General features: G+C 65.4%; 14 protein-coding genes and 1 tRNA gene. 3 read left to right on the forward strand and 12 right to left on the reverse strand.

Going from position 1 to position 17,377, the window contains the following annotated elements:
* Nucleotides 1-18: 18 nt before the first annotated feature.
* The 6 genes from yihA to IC614_RS02415 all read right to left on the reverse strand — a co-directional run bounded on the left by yihA (nucleotide 19) and on the right by IC614_RS02415 (nucleotide 3,522).
* Nucleotides 19-660: a ribosome biogenesis GTP-binding protein YihA/YsxC gene (gene yihA / locus IC614_RS02390; protein WP_200972152.1), complete on the reverse strand. Its 642-nt coding sequence runs from the start codon at nucleotides 658-660 to the stop codon at nucleotides 19-21.
* A gap of 136 nt (nucleotides 661-796) precedes the next feature.
* The gene (gene yidC / locus IC614_RS02395) at nucleotides 797-2,497 is read right to left on the reverse strand and encodes a membrane protein insertase YidC (RefSeq protein ID WP_200972153.1); all 1,701 of its coding nucleotides are present in this window, start codon (nucleotides 2,495-2,497) and stop codon (nucleotides 797-799) included.
* The gene (gene yidD, locus IC614_RS02400) at nucleotides 2,494-2,721 is read right to left on the reverse strand and encodes a membrane protein insertion efficiency factor YidD (RefSeq protein ID WP_200972154.1); all 228 of its coding nucleotides are present in this window, start codon (nucleotides 2,719-2,721) and stop codon (nucleotides 2,494-2,496) included. The genes yidC and yidD overlap by 4 nt, the downstream gene beginning before the upstream one ends.
* Complete coding sequence (gene rnpA / locus IC614_RS02405; protein ID WP_404829140.1) at nucleotides 2,718-2,993, reverse strand: ribonuclease P protein component; 276 nt, start codon at nucleotides 2,991-2,993, stop codon at nucleotides 2,718-2,720. Before rnpA ends, yidD begins: the two co-directional genes overlap by 4 nt.
* Nucleotides 2,994-3,064: 71 nt before the next feature.
* Nucleotides 3,065-3,199, reverse strand: a complete 135-nt coding sequence (gene rpmH, locus IC614_RS02410; protein WP_109271491.1) for a 50S ribosomal protein L34 — start codon at nucleotides 3,197-3,199, stop codon at nucleotides 3,065-3,067.
* A gap of 86 nt (nucleotides 3,200-3,285) precedes the next feature.
* Entirely contained in the window at nucleotides 3,286-3,522 is a 237-nt protein-coding gene (locus IC614_RS02415; RefSeq protein WP_226372701.1) for a hypothetical protein, read from the reverse strand.
* A 193-nt stretch (nucleotides 3,523-3,715) separates the two neighbouring features.
* Between IC614_RS02415 and IC614_RS02420 the strand changes: the two genes are divergently transcribed.
* A complete protein-coding gene (locus IC614_RS02420) occupies nucleotides 3,716-5,224 on the forward strand; it encodes a YifB family Mg chelatase-like AAA ATPase (protein ID WP_200972156.1) in 1,509 nt (502 codons plus the stop codon).
* An 81-nt stretch (nucleotides 5,225-5,305) separates the two neighbouring features.
* On the forward strand, nucleotides 5,306-5,710 hold the full coding sequence (locus tag IC614_RS02425) for a DUF805 domain-containing protein (protein ID WP_200973062.1): 405 nt from the start codon (nucleotides 5,306-5,308) through the stop codon (nucleotides 5,708-5,710).
* Between the two features lie 59 nt (nucleotides 5,711-5,769).
* Here the strand turns inward: IC614_RS02425 and IC614_RS02430 are convergent, their stop codons facing one another.
* Entirely contained in the window at nucleotides 5,770-6,852 is a 1,083-nt protein-coding gene (locus IC614_RS02430) for a flavodoxin family protein (protein WP_200972157.1), read from the reverse strand.
* 99 nt (nucleotides 6,853-6,951) lie between these two features.
* Between IC614_RS02430 and IC614_RS02435 the strand changes: the two genes are divergently transcribed.
* Nucleotides 6,952-7,036 (forward strand) — tRNA-Leu (locus tag IC614_RS02435).
* Between the two features lie 4 nt (nucleotides 7,037-7,040).
* Here the strand turns inward: IC614_RS02435 and IC614_RS02440 are convergent.
* The 5 genes from IC614_RS02440 to IC614_RS02460 all read right to left on the reverse strand — a co-directional run bounded on the left by IC614_RS02440 (nucleotide 7,041) and on the right by IC614_RS02460 (nucleotide 17,376).
* Entirely contained in the window at nucleotides 7,041-9,536 is a 2,496-nt protein-coding gene (locus IC614_RS02440) for a DUF7933 domain-containing protein (RefSeq protein WP_200972158.1), read from the reverse strand.
* Between the two features lie 68 nt (nucleotides 9,537-9,604).
* Nucleotides 9,605-14,647, reverse strand: coding sequence for a DUF11 domain-containing protein (locus IC614_RS02445; RefSeq protein WP_226372702.1), 5,043 nt, complete (start codon nucleotides 14,645-14,647; stop codon nucleotides 9,605-9,607).
* A 97-nt stretch (nucleotides 14,648-14,744) separates the two neighbouring features.
* Nucleotides 14,745-15,803: a DUF11 domain-containing protein gene (locus tag IC614_RS02450; protein WP_200972160.1), complete on the reverse strand. Its 1,059-nt coding sequence runs from the start codon at nucleotides 15,801-15,803 to the stop codon at nucleotides 14,745-14,747.
* An 81-nt stretch (nucleotides 15,804-15,884) separates the two neighbouring features.
* Nucleotides 15,885-16,346: a hypothetical protein gene (locus IC614_RS02455; RefSeq protein ID WP_226372703.1), complete on the reverse strand. Its 462-nt coding sequence runs from the start codon at nucleotides 16,344-16,346 to the stop codon at nucleotides 15,885-15,887.
* 10 nt (nucleotides 16,347-16,356) lie between these two features.
* Nucleotides 16,357-17,376 carry a hypothetical protein gene (locus IC614_RS02460; protein ID WP_226372704.1) on the reverse strand — a complete coding sequence of 340 codons (1,020 nt, stop codon included), beginning with the start codon at nucleotides 17,374-17,376 and terminating at the stop codon, nucleotides 16,357-16,359.
* Nucleotide 17,377: the final 1 nt, after the last annotated feature.

Raw genomic sequence — 17,377 nt, forward strand, 5'->3', positions numbered from 1 at the left:
CTTCCTCCTTCGCGCGGTTCAGCCGATGGCGTCGATCACTGCTTTCCGTAACTGGTCGATGCCCAATCCGGTTTCGCTGGACGTGGGAATAATGTCCGGATGAGCGGCGGGACGCTTGCGCGCTTCCTCCTCGGTCGCGGCGGTGACGGCGGCGAGTTCGGACGCCTTGATCTTGTCCGCCTTGGTGAGGACAAGGTGATAGCTGACCGCAGCTTCGTCCAGCATCTTCATGATTTCGCGGTCGATATCCTTGATGCCGTGACGCGCGTCGATCAGCACCAGGGCGCGCTTCAGGACAGGGCGGCCGCGCAGATAGTCGTTGACCAGATAGCGCCACTTGCGGACGATGTCCTTGGGCGCCTTGGCGAAGCCGTAGCCGGGCATGTCGACGAGGCGAAAGCGCAACGGCTCGCCCACATCGAAGAAATTGAGTTCCTGCGTCCGGCCCGGTGTATTGGAGGTGCGGGCGAGGCCGTTGCGATTGGTGAGCTTGTTGATGAGCGAGGACTTGCCGACGTTGGAGCGGCCCGCGAAGGCCACTTCCAGCACGTCGGCGTCGGGCAGGAATTGCAGACCCGGCGCCGATTTCAGGAAGGAGATCGGCCCGGAAAAGAGCTTCCGGGCGGTTTCGTCGGGATCGGGGGCCTGTTCCTCGCTCACCTCTTCACCGTCATTCCAGCGAAAGCTGGAATCCAGACGATCTTGTCCGCAGCACGCCAGTCTCCAGCATTGTTTAGATTCCAGCTTTCGCTGGAATGACGGGAGGGGGCAAAATGACGGGAAGGGGCAATAAGCATCACTGCGCGTCCGCCGCGGCTTTCATGCCGGGATGGCGGCTGTAGAGCCACTTTTGCTGCAAGATGGTGAGGACGTTGTTCGTCACCCAGTAAAGCTGCAGGCCCGCCGCGAACGGCGCCATGATGAACACGAAGGCCCAGGGCATGATGGAGAAGACCTGTTTCTGCACCGGATCGCTGGGCGCCGGATTGAGTTTGAACTGCAGCCAGCTGGTGAAGCCGACCAGGATCGGCAGGATGCCGATGGCTATGACGGCGGGCGGCGTGAAGGGGAGCAGCCCGAATAGGTTGACCGGGGTCAGGGGGTCGGGCGCGGACAGATCCTTGATCCACAGCGCGAAGGGCTGGTGGCGCATTTCGACCGACAGCAGCAGCACCTTGTAGAGGGCGTAGAAGATCGGGATCTGGATCAGGATCGGCAGGCAGCCCGCCATCGGGTTCACCTTTTCCGCCTGATAGAGCTTCAGGATTTCCTGCTGCTGCTTCTGCTTGTCGTCCTTGTAACGCTCCTGGATCGCCTTCATCTTCGGCTGGACGACGCGCATCGCGGCCATGGAGGCGAATTGCTTCTGCGCGATCGGGAACATGATGAGGCGGACGAGCAAGGTCAGGCCCATGATCGCCACGCCGAAATTGCCGATCATCCGAAACAGCCAGTGGAGCACCGAATAGATCGGCCGCTCGAACCAGTAGAACCAGCCCCAGTCGATCGCCTTGTCGAAGTGACGGATGCCGAGATCTTTTTCGTAACGGTCGAGAAGGGCGACTTCCTTGGCGCCCGCGAATAGACGGCTTTCGTAGGATACGGCCTTTCCGGGCGCGACGATGCCGGGAGCGGTGGCGATATCCGCCTGGTAGCTATTGTTGCTGCCCGCACGGAACGCTGCCTCCACGCCCGCATCCTGCGGCGGCACGAGCGCGGTCAGCCAATATTTGTCGGTGAAGCCGAGCCAGCCGCCGTTCGAGGTGAAGCGCTGATCGCCTTCCTCGCGCAGGGTGCTGAAGTCGACGTCGTAATTGGCCTTGCCGCCGAACACGCCGATCGGGCCGGTGTGGATGGTCCAGCTGTCCGCATCCTTCGATTCCCCGACGCGGCTGATGAGGCCGTAGGGCTTCACCGCGACAGCGCCGCCGCTCCGGTTGGCGACATTCTGCTGCACGTCGAACAGATAGCCATCGTCGACAGACAGGCGGATTTGGAAGGTCTGGCCCTGCGTGTTTGACCAGCTGAGCGTGACAGGCGCGCCGGGCGCGAGGCGGTCGGCGCTCGCCGTCCAAAGGGTGTCGGGGCCGGGGAGGGCAAGGCCTTCGCCGGTCCAGCCGAAGCTCGCGAAATTCGCGTCGGGCGTTCCGGCGGGCGACAGGATCCGGATCGGCGCCGAATCGGACGCGAGCCGTTCGCCGTGCGTGACGAGAACCAGATCGTCGATCCGCGCGCCCTTCAAGTTGATCGAGCCTTGGAGGCGCGGCGTTTCGATGCGGATGCGCGGGGTTTCGCGGATCACGACATCCCGGTTGCGGATCGCGGCGGCGCCACCGGCAGTAGGCGCGGCGGTCTTGGCGGGGGCCTGTTTCCCGTCCGCGGCCTTCGTCGACGGTTCGTTGGCGGTCGGAAAATAATGCTCGGCGACGAAGCTCCAGCCGAACAGGATCAGGGCCGACAGGATGACGGCGAAAATCAGGTTGCGTTGCTCGTTCACTTAAAGTCCTTCGTCGGTACCGGATCGTGGCCCGAGCCCCCCCAGGGATGGCAGCGGGATATGCGCTTGACGGCCAGCCAGCCGCCCTTGAGCGCCCCATAGCGCTCAAAGGCGGTGATTGCATAGGCCGAGCAGCTTGGGGAATAGCGGCAGGTGGGCGGCAGGATAAGGGACGGGCCCTTTTGCCAGCCCTTCGCCATGAGGATGAAGAGGCGGGCGATCATCCTTCCGCTCTCTTCAATTTGAGAAGCGCTTTGACGAGTTCGCTTTTAAGCGCCCCGAAATCCCGCTCGATCCCGCCCGCGCGGCCGATCAGGACATGATCGGCGCCCGCGAATCCCTCATTGGGAATGATTTCCCGGGCAAGCGCGCGAAAGCGCCGCTTCATCCGATTGCGGACGACGGCGTTGCCGATCTTCTTGGTGACGGTGATTCCAAGGCGCATGGCGGGGTCGCCATCATCTCTTGGCCGGACGAGCAGAACGAATCCTGGCATGGGGGCACGCAGGCCCCGATTGGCGGCAAGGAAATCGGAACGGCGCGAGAGCGCCGTCAGCGTGCCTAGGCTCAGGCCGACAGCGTCTTGCGGCCGCGGGCGCGGCGGGCGGCCAGAACCTTGCGGCCGCCGACAGTCGCCTTGCGGGCGCGGAAGCCGTGACGCCGCTTGCGGACCAATTTGCTCGGCTGGAAGGTGCGCTTCATCGCTCATCCTCGAAAATAATCTAATGAAAAAGGGCCGCGCAGGGCGGCCTTGTTGCGGTGCCCGATAGGCAAAGCCCGCCTGCAAGTCAATCGCCCTGAGCAGAATTGGCCTCACGATGTTTCCGGAGCGCCTCGCGGCGGCGCGCGCTGGAGCGGCGGAGGCCCCAATCCGCCCAGCGGCCCTTATTGGGATGTGCCCGTTTGAACCGGACATATTGGCGCTTCGCCCATTCACTATATTTGAGCGTCAGGGCGAGTCCGGCCGCGAACACGATGATGCCGCCTGGGCCGGGCAACACGCCGACGAGGGGGGAGGCGGCCATAATGACGAGCCCGAGCGCGAATAAGCCCGTTCTCACCGCTGGTATCCGCCCTAAGGCCAGCCATTTGCCGCGCAAGTCCATGGACAATGATCTGGGAGCGCTGTGTTAGGGTTGCAAGACGGATGGTCGCGGAAACGGCTCGACTTCGCTCCATGCTCTCTCCAGAATGGCGCCGAAACGGAGAGGGGGGTTCATGGTCGCGCACGTCGCCACCGTCGCATATCTCGGATTGGAGGCGCGCGCGGTCGAAGTTCAGGTGCAGGTCGCGGCAGGGCTTCCCGCTTTCGTCGTAGTCGGGCTGCCCGACAAGGCGGTTGCCGAAAGCCGCGAGCGCGTGCGTGCCGCCATGGCCGCGATCGGCCTGTCGCTGCCGCCCAAGCGGATTACCGTCAACCTTTCGCCCGCCGACCTGCCCAAGGAAGGATCGCATTACGACCTGCCGATCGCGCTCGGCCTCCTCGCCGCGATGGGCGCGATCGATGCGGAGACGCTCGCCAATTATGCGGTGGTGGGCGAACTCGGCCTCGACGGGCGGCTGACGCCGTCCCCGGGCGTCCTGCTCGCCGCATTGCACGCATCCAGCCGGGGCCTCGGGCTCATTTGTCCGGCGGCGCAAGGGCCGGAAGCGGCGTGGGCGGGGGATATCGAAGTCATCGCTCCCGCCGATCTGCTTTCCCTGCTCAATCATTTCAGCGGACGATCAATCCTGTCGTCCCCCGTGGCGGGCGAAATGGAAGGGCAGGGCGGCGGCCCCGATCTGGCGCAAGTGAAGGGACAGGAAACCGCCAAGCGCGCTCTGGAGATCGCGGCGGCGGGCGGGCATAATCTGCTGATGAGCGGGCCGCCGGGCGCCGGAAAGTCGCTGCTCGCCGCCTGCCTTCCGGGCATCCTTCCCGACCTCACGCCATCCGAAGCCCTGGAAGTTTCCATGGTCGCCAGTGTCGCCGGCGCGCTCGTCGACGGGCGATTGACGCGCAGCCGCCCTTTCCGCGCGCCGCATCACAGCGCCTCCATGGCGGCCCTCGTCGGCGGCGGATTGAAAGTGAAGCCCGGCGAGGTGAGCCTCGCGCATCTCGGCGTCCTGTTCCTTGACGAACTGCCGGAATTCCAGCGCGCTGTGCTCGATTCGCTGCGCCAGCCGCTTGAAACGGGAACGGTCAGCGTGGCGCGCGCCAACGCCCATGTCACCTTCCCGGCGCGCGTCCAGCTTGTCGCGGCGATGAACCCCTGCCGCTGCGGACATCTTGGCGATCCCGCGCTCGCTTGTTCCCGCGCGCCTAAATGCGCGCTCGACTATCAGGCGAAGGTGTCGGGGCCGCTGCTCGACCGCATCGATCTCCATGTCGAGGTGCAAGCGGTGACCGCCGCCGACCTCGTCCTGCCGCCGCCGGCCGAAGGTTCGGCCGAGGTCGCCGCCCGCGTGGCCGCGGCGCGCGACATCCAGACCGCCCGTTATGAGGGCCAGGGGATCCGAACCAATGCCGAAGCCGATGGCGCCCTGCTCGACGCGGCCGCGACCCCGGATGAACCAGGCCGCAAGCTGCTGGCGCAAGCGGCGGAGGCGATGCGCCTGTCCGCGCGGGGCTATCATCGCGTGCTGCGCGTCGCCCGCACCATCGCCGACCTTGCGGGAGCGGAGGAAGTGGGGCGGATTCATGTCGCCGAAGCCCTGAGCTATCGCCGCGCGGTGCCGCGCAACTGAAAAGATTTGCGTTCGATGCCGATCTGCGAAATGAAACAGGAAGGCGCGGGACGCGCCATGAAGCCTAAGGGGGAGTTCTCGATGGAATGGATGCTGTTGCCGCTGAAGCGCTATGCCGAATTTTCGGGACGTTCGCGCCGCAAGGAATATTGGATGTTCACATTGTTCCTGTTCCTGGTGAACATCGCGGCAGGCCTGGTCCTCAGCCTCGTCATGGGCGGCGCCGCCATGAGCGACGGCGACGGCGGGATCATGGCAGCGCTTGGCGGTTCGCTGTTGTTGCTCGCGATCCTGGGCCTGGTCTTCCTGATCCCATCCATCGCAGTTGGGGTGCGCCGTCTGCACGATCAGGATAAATCGGGCTGGTTCCTTCTCCTTGGCCTGATCCCGTACCTCGGCGCAATCGTCCTGATCGTGATGATGTGCCTCTCCGGGACGCCGGGCCCGAACCGTTACGGCCCCGACCCCAAGGCCGGCGAATACTGACCTGATCGCCATTCAATTCGTCAATGCGGGCCGTTCGATCCAGTCGGGCGGCCCGCATCTCATTTGTCGCGCGGTTGCGGCAGGCTGCCGCCGGCGGTGACCAGGTGGCCTGATCGGCGGGCCTGCACCGCGTCGAGAAGGGTGCGAGCGGCATTTCGCACCTCCTCCTGGATCGCCTGATCCTTGTCGAGCGCCTCGTGGCTGGTCGCGTAGGGCTCCCAATAGCCGATATAGCGGTCGAGCTCCGCTGGCACTCCGGCGGGAACGAGATGCATGAAGCGCAACCAGTCGGCGAGGCTGCGGCGGACATTTTCGGCCCCTTCGACGTCGCCATGAACGACGACCGAGAAGAGGCGGCCTTCCAGATGGCGGGGATAGGGCCAGCCCGCAAGCTCCAGTTCCTTCGCCTTCTTCGCGTCCTTGCCATGGGTGGAAGAGGGATCGGGATTGCCGCCATCGGCGCAAACGAGGCGGTCGATCATCAGCTTCATCGGCGATGAGGTGTGATACCAGTTGACCGGCGTGATCAGCATGATGCCGTGCGCACGCACCCAGAGCGGGTAGATGTCGTTCATCATGTCCTGCGTCTGGCCGAGCGCATAATTGGGATAGCAGGAACAGGGCCAATGGCAGAGCGCGGCGGCGGTCGAGAAGCAGGCCTTGCAAGGGTGAATGCGGCGGCCATATTCCGAAGCGAGGCGGGAGAGGTTCAGCGTTTCGACCTTCACGCCGTCGACGCCGCAAATTTCGGACGCAATCTCCAGCAGCCGCCAGCTTTTCGACATTTCGCCCGGGCAGGTATGTTCGGAGCGGGATGAGCCGTTGACGATAAGGATGCAGGGCGGCTCGTTCGGGTCTTCATATTCGCGCTGGGCCCGCACGATGGCGGCTTCGGCAGCGATCCAATCGGTCGCGAGATCATAATCCGGATCGGGGCGGCCCTGACCCGCTTTGGCGGTATGTGGGGACTTGCGATGATGGGAATAGCCTTGCCACGCCGCTTCGGTCACCGCGTCGAGAGCATCCTGGATCCCGTCGAAGGCCGGATCGACATATTGAGAGCGGAAACGCGCCTTGAAGGCGGCTTCATCCAATTGGACGCCGGGCATGCCCTTGCGCGGTTCGGGTGCTTCGCCGGCCATGCTCGTCTCCGCTGTCGTTGTGGAGAGGCAACGGACGGAGAAATGCTCCGTTCCGCGCTTGCGGCGGAACAGGTTCGCGGCTAGGCACGGCACAGCGTTGCCCCTGTGGCGGAATTGGTAGACGCGCTCGACTCAAAATCGAGTTCCGCAAGGAGTGCCCGTTCGACTCGGGCCAGGGGCACCATTCCTTATTGCAGGATGTAGCCGAATTCGACCGCGAAGGTCGAATTCGGGGCCATATTCCCCCTTGGCGTCAATCGGATGTGTGTGACTGCGGGATCGGTGCCGTCGGCCCCGGGAGCGGGCACATAGGTCCATGTCGCGCCGCCGTCGTTGGAAAAGGCGACATCGTCGCCGGTGCTGTCGAGGCCAGCATAAGACAGAACCAGGGTGGAGGGGGTCGAGCCTTCGACCAGCCGGAAGGGCGTCGTGCTGTCCGGCAAGTCGCCGAGATGCAGGCGCAAGCCCTGCGGCGTCTGGTCGACGACGATGATGCTGTCCTGGCTGACCGTTCCGCCGAAATTCACCACGTTGACGGTGTAGACCATCAGCGCCCCCGGTATCGCCTTCGGGTCCGTCGCTCCGTTGACCGGATCGCGCGCAACCTGGCTGGTTTTCATCATGGCGAGCGGCGGAAAGACCTGAAGCGTCGCCGATGCCGGATCGAGGTTCGAGACCGTTTCGGGAGGGGCGAAGCTACCGGTGAGGGCGCCGGCTTCGACTATATTTTCCTTGGGACCATCGGTTTGCGGCACGACATTGACGGAATAGCTGCAGCTTGCGCCCGCTGGTACGCTCGCATTGCTCACCCCGAAAGCCGCCGCGCCAGCCTGTGCGGCCAGCGTGCCTATCGGACAGCTGTTCGCGGCCGCTGGATCGGCGGCATTGAGGAGATCGTCGGGATAAGCATCGTTAAAAGCGACGTCGCCAAGCGGAAGGGTCGGATTGTTGTTGAAGACGTCGATCCGCATCCGGACGGTCATTCCCGGCGCGGTTTCCGAGGGGGTGAAGCTCTTCGCGATGGTCGGCGTGCATTCCCCGCCGCTTGAAAGGCCCGTAATCTCGGCCCCGGCGATCGTGATCGCCCGGCCGGTATCGCCATTCGTCGCGCCGTATGTGGGACCGAAACGGGCAGGCGAGCCGTAAGTCGTGCCCGCGCTGCCGCCGGAGAGGTCGGCCGACAGAGGGACGGAACTCGCCACGAAGCCGCCGCCGCCGCCGCCGCCGGGCCCATAGGCCAAATGCTCCGGAAAGCCATTGGGGCCCATCCGGACGACACCGTCGCCTGCGGAACCGCCGTTTCCGCCCCTGGCGCTCACGGACAGGGATGCATCCATCGGCGCGCGAACTGTGGCGATCAGCACCGATCCGCCCGCCCCGCCGCCGCCTGCGGCGTCGGTTTCCGCGGTCGAACCGGCATCCGCGCCGTTGGCGTTCAGGGATCCGGTTCCGGCGATCTCACCGGCGCGGATGAAGATGATGCCGCCGCCCGCAGCGCCGCTGGAGGAAAGCCCGTTAGGCGGCGTCCCGGAGGCGTCATTGTTGACGCCCGCGCCGCCGCCGCCGCCCATGACGAGCCGCTCCGCGCCCGCCTCGGGGATATCCGCTCCGGGCTGGCCGCCCGATTCAACGGGGTTTTCGATATCGAAATTGCAGCTTTGGGGGAGCGCACTGCACCAGGCATGGCCGCCCAAGCCGCCTTGGCCGCCATTGCCGCCGCCGCCGCCGCCGCTATTTTCGATGTTGATGCCGGGGTGGCCGTCCGTGCCGCCGCCGCCCGCATTGCCCGGTGCGCCGCGCGCCGATCCGCCGCCCGGATAGGCTTCCGCCCGGGTTTCGGCGATCCCGCCATTCATGAACACGAACCACGGGGCGCCCGCTATGCCTTCGCCTTTCTGGCCATTGGCGCCGTTCCAGGTCGGAGTGGCATAATCGGTCGCCGTTCCGTTGCCGCTGCCGAGATTCCGGCCCGCGCCGCCCCGGAAGCCCTGCCCGGCGACGCTGATGCCGCCGCCCGAAAAGGTGAGCCGCCGCGCGACGTCCAGCACGACGATGCCGCCCGCGTCGCCATCCCATGGGGACGCCGTCACGGTTCCGCTGATCGTCGCTTCGTCATATTGGGGCACGCGCACGACCTGGAAGCTCCGGCGGTAATCGGTATCGCTGTAAGGGGCGGTGAAGTAGCTGTTGACGAGGCCGTCGCCGGTGGCGCCCTGAATCGTCACCGTGCCGCCGAATTGGCCCATGGCGCTCGTCGCGCGGACGAATTCGTAGCGGCCCGCCTGCCGGATATCGGTATAGCCATTGCCATAGCCGCCAGGCGTGCCGTCGCCATAGCTGTCGTCGTTGCTGGGCGAGAACAATGCATCCTGCATCTGGATGACGAGCAGCAAGTCGCCGGGCTGAATATCCTGCGGCGCGCCGCGCGCGTAGCTCAGCTGAATGGATGTTGCGCCGGCCGAAACCGAAGTGGCGCCCGCGAAATAGGTGTTGACGACGCCGGTGAGCGCGGCCGAGCCTTCCCGGCCCGGAATGGCGCACCAATTCGCAAGGGCGGGCTGAAGGGTGAGGCAGGCGAGCGCGAGGGAGGCAACCGCCCGCCTTATCCAGACCGGCCATGGGCATGAGGCGTGCCGGCCCCGCCCATCCGTTTCATCCCCAGCCCTTTTTTCCGCCATGGCCATGGCGTTAATCCGCGAGCGTGGAAGATCGCTTAACGGCGGCGGGGATTGCCCTTTGGTTTCATGCCGGATCATTGGCCGAGCCCCAGGCCTTGCAGCGTCTGCTGGTCGAATTTCAAGCGCATCGTCACATAGGGTCCGGCGCGGGTATAGCGTTCGTCGCTGAAATCGCGGTCCCAGAAGCCGATGACGTTCCAGCCGACCGACAGCCAGCCGTTTTCGAACGGGCTGAGGCCGATATTGGGGCCCAGGGCATAGCTGTAGGAATCGCCGCTTAGGCCCTGGCGGATGCTGGCGGAAAGGCCGAGATCCACCCTTCCGGTAAGATCGTAGCGGATGTCGCCGCCCAGCACGTTGCTCCAGCCGCCGATATCATCTTCGCCAAAGCTGTCGGAGACGTAACGCGAGCCCCAATAGAGGGAGACTTCGGTGCGATTGAGCCACGAGCCGTCATACTGGCCGTTCGGCGACCAGTTGAGCGAGAGATGGTTGATGACGCGCTGCGAACGGGCGTCGCCCGTCACCGCCAGGCCGCCGCCGAGGGGCCCCGGAATGCCCGCCACGGTGCCCGTCACCTTGTCGTCGCGCAATTCGAGCTTGTCGAGGAACGACCATTCGCTGTCCGCCGGGCGATGCGCCCAGGACATTTGCAGGTTGGCGGTGCTGGTTTCCGCGCCGCCGTCGACCTTCGCGGTGAACCAGTTGAAGGCCGCGCCGACCGCCCGCCCTTCGCCGATCTGGCGGAGGGCGGCGGCGGTGAAGCCGTAGCGGTTTTCGTCCTCGCCGTCGCGATATTCGGCGCGGCCGGTGATGCTCCACAGGGCGGCACGGTAGGTCGCGCCCGCGGTGAGAGCGGTGAAGTCCTCGGTGAGGCCACCCGATCCGATGAAGCCGCCGCTCGCCACCGGTTGCCGCGGGTTCAGCACGTCGGACGGGTCGATGCCAGTGAGCGTCCGGTTGCCGTCGACCGAGAAGTCGACCGACCAATGCTTGTCGAGCACGAAGGATTGCGAGAGGCCGTAGGCGGCGAAGCTGCGCGCGCCATATTCGGCGATGTCCTGGAAATTGCCGGTGACGGCGAAGCGGGCGCCCGCCCATGGCTTCACGTCGAAACCGGCGCGGAAGGTGCGGGCGTCGATCGTCTCGCCGTCGGCGATTTCGTAAGCGCCGACCAGCTGGACCGCCGGCGACAGCGCGTAGCGGGCGCCGAAACGGTGCTGAGCGGGGAAGTCGATGCTGTCATTCTTGCCGCCGATCGGCAGCTCGGTCTGGGCGTCGAGTTCGAGCTTGTTGTCGAGGAACCGTTTCGTCGCGCCGAGCTGGAGCAGCTGCGAGGTGGCGGTGCGGCCATCGGCGAGGCGGTCGTCGGCGAAGACGATGCCTGCGCGGCCCGCCAGGTCGTTGCGGCGATATTCGAGGAGGGCGCGGCCCGCGATGCGGCGCGCGTTGCTGCTGAGGTAATCCTCGTGCCAGCCGCTCGCCGTCAGCGACAGGCCATCGGCGATCTTGATGCGCGCATCGGCGCCGATCTTGCGGGTGCCGTTTTCCGAAGCATTGAGCTGGCCCACGCCAAAGCCGCCTTCCTGCTCGCGCGCATAAGCGAGAAGGTCGATATTGGCGCCGTGATGTTCCGCCTCGACCAGCCAGGCCGTCGCGGTGCCGCCATCGCCCGCATTGTTCTTGCCTTTCGTGTCCGACACGGCGACTTCGGCGCGGATTTCGGTTGCCAAATTGGGACGGTAGCGGATGTCGGCGCCCGCGAGGGTGGTTTCGGCTCGATCGTCCTCGTCGCGGATCGCGGTCGCGGAGACCTGCAATTTCTGGTCGGCGGTGCGGATGCTGACGCGGCCGCCGGCATTGATCTCGCGCTTCGCAACGCCGTCCACTTCGTAATCGGCGACGATGAATTGCGGGTCGAGATCCGACGTGCGGCTGAGGATCGGCTCGCGGAAACGGAGCGTTCCCGCTGCATAATCGATGTCGTAATCGATATGGCGGGTGAGGAGCCGGGTCGACACGATGCGGTCGGAGCGGAGCCGGTCGCGCACTTCCAGGATGATCCGTTCGCTGTTCGGCAGGATGTCCCGTGCGCCGAGCGCATAAGGACCGGACAGGCCGTTGCCCTGGATTTCGTCGCGGCGGTGGCGTGTCGGCGTGTCGGCGGCGAAGGCGGTCGCCGAGACCCTTTCGGAGCGATATTCCGTCTTCACGCCGTTCAGCGAACGGACGTAGCGGGCGAGTTCGGGCTCGTCGATGCCGGTCTCGTAATCGCCGAACAGGGCGTAGAATTGCGGGCGCTCCAGCTTCAGATAGAGTTTGCGGACCGACGCGGCGTCGTAGCGGCGCTCGGAACGGTCGGCGTAGACGGTGTAATAGGCCGTGGGATCAATGATCCCGCCGAAACGCGTCTCGTCTTCCTTCTTGTCGCTGTCATAGGCCAGCGTCATCAACCATTTGCCGCTGATCTTGCCCTTGGCGTAGAGCGCCAGGCGGCCATCGGTCAGGACGTCATTGTCCTCGCCGTCGCCTAGATCCTCCATGCGGCCCTGCAATTTATTGAAGCCGACCGTTCCGGCGGCGAGGCCGACGACGGTCCAGGGACGGTCGCCGGGTGACAGCCAGATTTCCAGCCGCTGTTCGCGAACCGCGTCGTCGTCGCGGAAGTTGAGGCGGAGGCCGAAGCTGCCGGACGCGGTGGTCGGTTCCAACTCGATATAGGCGATGCCTTCGTCGCCGACGACGCGCCACACCGGCTGGCCGCGTTCCAGGCCCGCGAGCTGGCGCGCCTGCTGGGCGTCGGCCTCGACGGCGGGATAATAAGGCGCCGGAACCTCGAAATCGCCGACCAAGCCGTTATGGACCGGGCGGCCGTCACGATCGGTGAGGCGCAGGGCGATGACCGGCCGTGTGACGCCGTCCGCGACCAGCACGGACTTTTCGCGAACGAGCTCCGCATTCATCGGGCTCGCCGCGAAATGCACCTTGCGTTCGAGCGTTTCGACCAGCGTGCCGCCCGCATCGCGCACTTCGGCGGTCAGCGTGGTGGTGAAGCCCTTGGTCTCGATTGGAATGCCGCGCCACAGGCTGACGGCGACGCTGCCATCGGCGCTGGTGCGCGTGCCGTCGAAGGCGATCTTGTCCACCGGCTTGCCGTTGTTGAAGAGGGCGACGGTATGACCCGCACCGTGCTTGATCGCCACGCGGACGACGGGCGCGCGGGGATTGTGCTCGGGCTCCGGGAAGAGCCATTCAACGCCTGGCTTCTGCCCTGTCAGCCAGTCGCGCTCGGCGCCTGCATAAGCGGCGTCGGTCAGCGGAACAGGACGGGCCGGTGCGGCCTTCGCCGCAGCTGCCCGCGCATCGCTCTTTATGGCGCGGAAGTCGACGCGCTTCAGGCTGCCGCCCTGGCCCTCCACGAAACGGGAGAAAGCGCGGCCCGCCGAACGGCTGTTCACGGCGCAATCCACCGCGGCGCGGTCGGCGGGAAGGGTGAGGTCGTCCATCTGGACGACGTGCAGGCCGGGTTCCACGCCCTCGAAATGATAGCGGCCGTCCTCGTCGGTCACGGCATAGCTGCCGTCTTCCAGCATGACGCGGACGCCGGGGATGCCGGGTGCCTTTTCCGGATCGGCCGAGCAATCGGCGTCGATCACCCGGCCGATGATCGACATCCGGTCGGCGATCGTCTCGCGCGTGATGCGAACAATTGCATCGGCCACGTTGCTGGCGGCGCCGAGCGCATCCACGGCGCTGGCGCGGTTCACGGCCTGGCCCGGCCGCGCGTCGGGCCGGACTTCCAGGGCGTAGGTGATGTGGGCGGAGGCGCCACCCGGGATCGGCGGAACCTTGACGGTAAGGGTTCGGCCGTCCGCAGACACGCCAGCATCGGCCTTTTGCCCGTCCAGCCGCAAAGTATTCAACCGCAACCGCATCTCAGGTGGGATGAGATCGGTTACGGTGATTTCGGCTGTCCGACGGGTCTGATCCGGGTTGCGGATCGTGACCTGATACTGAACGAGATCGCCCGCCTCCGCCACGGCTTTCGACGCGACTTTGGTAAGGGCCATCTGCGCCCCCGGCCGATCGAGCGGAATATCCACTCGAACGGGTGCGGGATTGTCGAGAATGATGATGCCGCCATAGGAGCCGCCGACGATGTCGAACGGCTGTCCATCGGGGCGGATGAGATGCGCCATGTCCTCCGGCGTGCGCTGGGACGGCGCGGTGTAAGGAGAGGGGGGCGTGAAGACGAGGCGGTAGCGTCCCTGCCGCATCAGCGGGAAGCGATATTCGCCCTCGGGAAACTGGTAGACCTGTCCGCCGGAGTCGGTGACGGTCTGCCCGGTCACGACGGTCGAGGGATAGCGGGATACGCCGTCGTCGCCGAACACGTCGGCGGGCGCGCCGGTGTCGGCATCGACGATCGAGATCGTCACGCCGTCGACCGCCGCGCCGTCGCCGCTGTCGAAGGCAATGCCATAAGGGTCGATCAGCACGTTAAGCTGAGTATCGGCAAAGGGCGGCTCGCCCGCCTCGGTCGCGGCGTCGACCGGCGTTTGAGTGCCGGGATCGAGCGAGAGGCGGCAATCGCCATGGACGGGGGCCGGCGGGGTGGCCCGCGTGGCGATGCCGCCCATGAAAATAGCGCTGTTGTTCGCGGTTTCGACGAGCGTCACCTCTTCGCGATCCCCGCCGATGTCGATAGTGATCATCACCTGATCGATCGCATTGGGATCCTGATTGGCGTCCGGCCGCTCGACGCCAAGGATCAGGGGCTCGCCTGGCCGGATCGCTGACGTCTCCATGACAGGCGCGGCATCGATCGGCACGCCGGAGCGGACGCCTTCGAAAGCGAAAGGAATTTCGCCGCCGCTGCCTTGGCAGCTCGCGCCCTGGAGCGACGGCCTCTCATTCGCATTGCCGGTGCCGCTGAGGCGATAGGTCTTGAGATTATGCTGAGGCTCCGGGACGATGACGGTGAGGTCGACCCGGTTGGACAGCTGACGCGCGACTCCCTGTCCCGTGTCCCACTCCAAGGCGGCGACATTGGTGACGATGCGCGAATAGCTACCCGACGTGTCGGCATGAACCGGCACGATGGCTGCCAGAGGCACTAGGAGGGCGAATATCGCCCCGAAAAGATGGGACGATCGCCGCATGGCCAGAGCTGATCCAGGGAAGTGCAAGGGCATCCCCGGCCGCTTCTTCCGCTTAATTTACCGTAACGCGGAAGAGGACGTTGCGCGCATCGTCCCCGGGCACACTGGCGATCGTCGCGGTGACGGTGCCGTTGTCGAACGACCCGTCCTCCGTCCCGGCGCTGCAATCGGTGCCGTTGCTGACCGTGCCGTTGGCCTTCACGCCGAAGCTCGGCAGGTAGGCGGTTTGCGCGGGCAGAATGTCGGTGATCACGATATCGGTGGCCGTTGTGCCGCCGGCGGCATTGGCAACGATGATGCAATATTCGACGACGGCGCCCGGTATCATCTTCGGGTTCGTGGTGCTGTTCACCGGATCGCTGATGACCTTGCTGGTCTTGGTGACGGTCAGCGCCGCTGCGCCGACGGTGAAATCGTCGCCCGCATAATGCGCGCCGTCGCCGGCAGTGTTGCCGTCCGCATTGGTATCGGCAAAGACCGTGTCGACGCCGCCGGTGTTCGCGCCCGCCGTTTGCGTGACGGCTGCGCCCATGCTGTTTGCCGCGCCCGCTTCGTGGGCCGTAGCGGTGAGGCGGACGCCCGCGACATCGCCATTGACGCGGCCAAGAGCCGTGTCGCCGACCACGAAGATGCGCCTGCTGGCGTCGGCGGCGATTTCATCCAGATAGCTGACGATCTGGTCGGTGCCGATGTCGAGCGTGCCGTTATTGTTGGTGTCGACGAAGATGCGCAGGTTCGACACGTCGTAAGTGTCGGTCCCGCCATGCGCCGCCGTCCCGCCCGACAGCTGCGTCGCCGCGAGCTGCAGATCGAGCGGGGCATTGGAGGTGTTGGTGACGGTGAAGGTCGTATAGGCATCCGTCTCGCCAGGTGTGACCGTGGTCGTGGCCGAACCGACTTCCGTCACCGTCAGGTTGACCTTGCGGTCGACCGTGAAGGTGTTGGTCGCGGTGACCGTATTCTGGTCGACATTCTGAACCTTGTAATTGAGGGTCACCGTGTTGGTCACGATCGTGCCCGCGCTGGTCCCTTCGGCGTAAGCCGGCGCGGCCGCGAACGCCATTATTGCCGATAAACCGGCGGCGCCCAAAAGCTGTGCTGTACGTGTCATTCGTTCTTCCCGTCAGTTGACTATACTTTTGGTGCCATTCCCCACCCGCAGGCACCAACGCGGGATTAACGATACGTCTTGCTACTTCACCGTGCCCCGAAAGGTCAGCTTGCCCTCCGCGCCCACCGGAATGGGTTGCGGAAAAGTCCAGCGGACATGAGTGACGTCGGCCGCCTGCGCCGCGCGCCGCTGGCCGTCCGTCCCGGCCACCGTCAGCGATGCAAGCGTCCCCCAATTCGTGCCGCCGTCAACCGACACGACCGATCCGTCCGCTTCGCCGCCAGCATAGGAGACGGCGCCCGGAACGGGATTGGTGATGACGAAGTCCTGAGCGGGCGCCGTCCCCACATTCTTGTAATTGAGCGTGAAGACCAGCTTCTCGCCCGGCGTCACGACCTTCGGCTCTTCGAGGACGATCTTGTCCTGTCCCTTGTCGTCCTTGACGACGCGCTCGACCTGCACCTTGCTGGTGAGCTGGACATTTTCAGCCCAAGCGGCAGTGCCGGCGAGGGAGAAGGCAAGGAAAGCCAACAGATACTTCATGACTTTATCCTCAGTCGACCTCCACATCGAAGGTGACTTCATGCGTCGTGCCTGCGGCAACGGTGCCGAGCGAAACGAGCACCGTCCGCGTCCCGCTGGTATAGGAACCGGTATCGTCGCCGGTCGCGTCGGTCAGCGCCGCGCCGTCGAGCGTGATCGACCCCGCTTCGTAAGTCGTTCCGGCCGGGACGATGTCGGAAACGCGAAGGTTCGCGAGCGAGCCGGAGCCCGATACCGTCGTGCTCAACCTATAGGTGATGATCGAACCCGGAACGAGGGTCGCTCCGCCGAACGGATCGACGACGGTTGCAGACTTGGTGATCGCGACGGTCGCCTGGCTGACCGCGTAAGTGCCCTCGTCGGTCGCCGTGGCGCTCGTCGCGCCGACAATTGCGTCGCCCCCGCCCTGGCCCTGTCCGGCGAAGGTGGTGCCGGGCGTGCCCGAACCGGTATTGGCGGTCGCGGTCAGCTCGACGATGCCCTCGTCGCCATTGGCGGCGCCGGCTGGAATGGTCGCCAGGACGAACACCCGGATGGAACCGTCGGCGGCGAGCACCGGATCGTTCGAACCGGCGACATAGACCGTGTCGACGCCGGAATCGTAGACACCGTTATTGTTGGTATCGAGGACGATGGACGTGACCGTCGGATTGAAATCGTCGCCGCCGACAGTGCCGCTGGCTGACAATCTGAAGGCTTCGCTGCCATTGCCCGAATTGGTGACGGTGAACCGCAGCACCCGGTTCGTCGCCCCGGGCGTGACCTGCACATTGCCGGTATCGGCGGACGCGACCGTGACGTTCAAAAGTTCGTCGACGCGGAGGGAGACGGTGTTCGAATCGACCGTCGTGGCGCCATTCCCGGTGTCGTACGTCGCCGTGGCCTTATTGTCGATCTGCGTGCCCGCGGCGGTGCCTTGCGCGAAAGAGGGCGCGGCATGGAGGCCGGAGAGAAAGGTTCCGGCGGCCAGAATGTGCTTAATGCGGAATAGCGCGACGCCTGCCGCATACCGGCAATTCATGTTCTGCATT

It is taken from the genome of Sphingosinicella flava, from assembly GCF_016025255.1.
Taxonomy (GTDB): Bacteria; Pseudomonadota; Alphaproteobacteria; order Sphingomonadales; family Sphingomonadaceae; genus Allosphingosinicella; species Allosphingosinicella flava.

Bases quoted from the DNA above. Each gene is read 5' to 3' on its own strand.
- IC614_RS02455 (WP_226372703.1), bottom strand. From the start codon at position 16,346: ATGAAGTATCTGTTGGCTTTCCTTGCCTTCTCCCTCGCCGGCACTGCC.
- IC614_RS02450 (WP_200972160.1), bottom strand. From the start codon at position 15,803: ATGACACGTACAGCACAGCTTTTGGGCGCCGCCGGTTTATCGGCAATA.
- IC614_RS02460 (WP_226372704.1), bottom strand. From the start codon at position 17,376: ATGCAGAACATGAATTGCCGGTATGCGGCAGGCGTCGCGCTATTCCGC.
- rpmH (WP_109271491.1), bottom strand. From the start codon at position 3,199: ATGAAGCGCACCTTCCAGCCGAGCAAATTGGTCCGCAAGCGGCGTCAC.
- IC614_RS02420 (WP_200972156.1), top strand. From the start codon at position 3,716: ATGGTCGCGCACGTCGCCACCGTCGCATATCTCGGATTGGAGGCGCGC.
- IC614_RS02425 (WP_200973062.1), top strand. From the start codon at position 5,306: ATGGAATGGATGCTGTTGCCGCTGAAGCGCTATGCCGAATTTTCGGGA.
- IC614_RS02415 (WP_226372701.1), bottom strand. From the start codon at position 3,522: ATGGCCGCCTCCCCCCTCGTCGGCGTGTTGCCCGGCCCAGGCGGCATC.
- yidD (WP_200972154.1), bottom strand. From the start codon at position 2,721: ATGATCGCCCGCCTCTTCATCCTCATGGCGAAGGGCTGGCAAAAGGGC.
- IC614_RS02440 (WP_200972158.1), bottom strand. From the start codon at position 9,536: ATGGCCATGGCGGAAAAAAGGGCTGGGGATGAAACGGATGGGCGGGGC.
- rnpA (WP_404829140.1), bottom strand. From the start codon at position 2,993: ATGCCAGGATTCGTTCTGCTCGTCCGGCCAAGAGATGATGGCGACCCC.
- IC614_RS02430 (WP_200972157.1), bottom strand. From the start codon at position 6,852: ATGGCCGGCGAAGCACCCGAACCGCGCAAGGGCATGCCCGGCGTCCAA.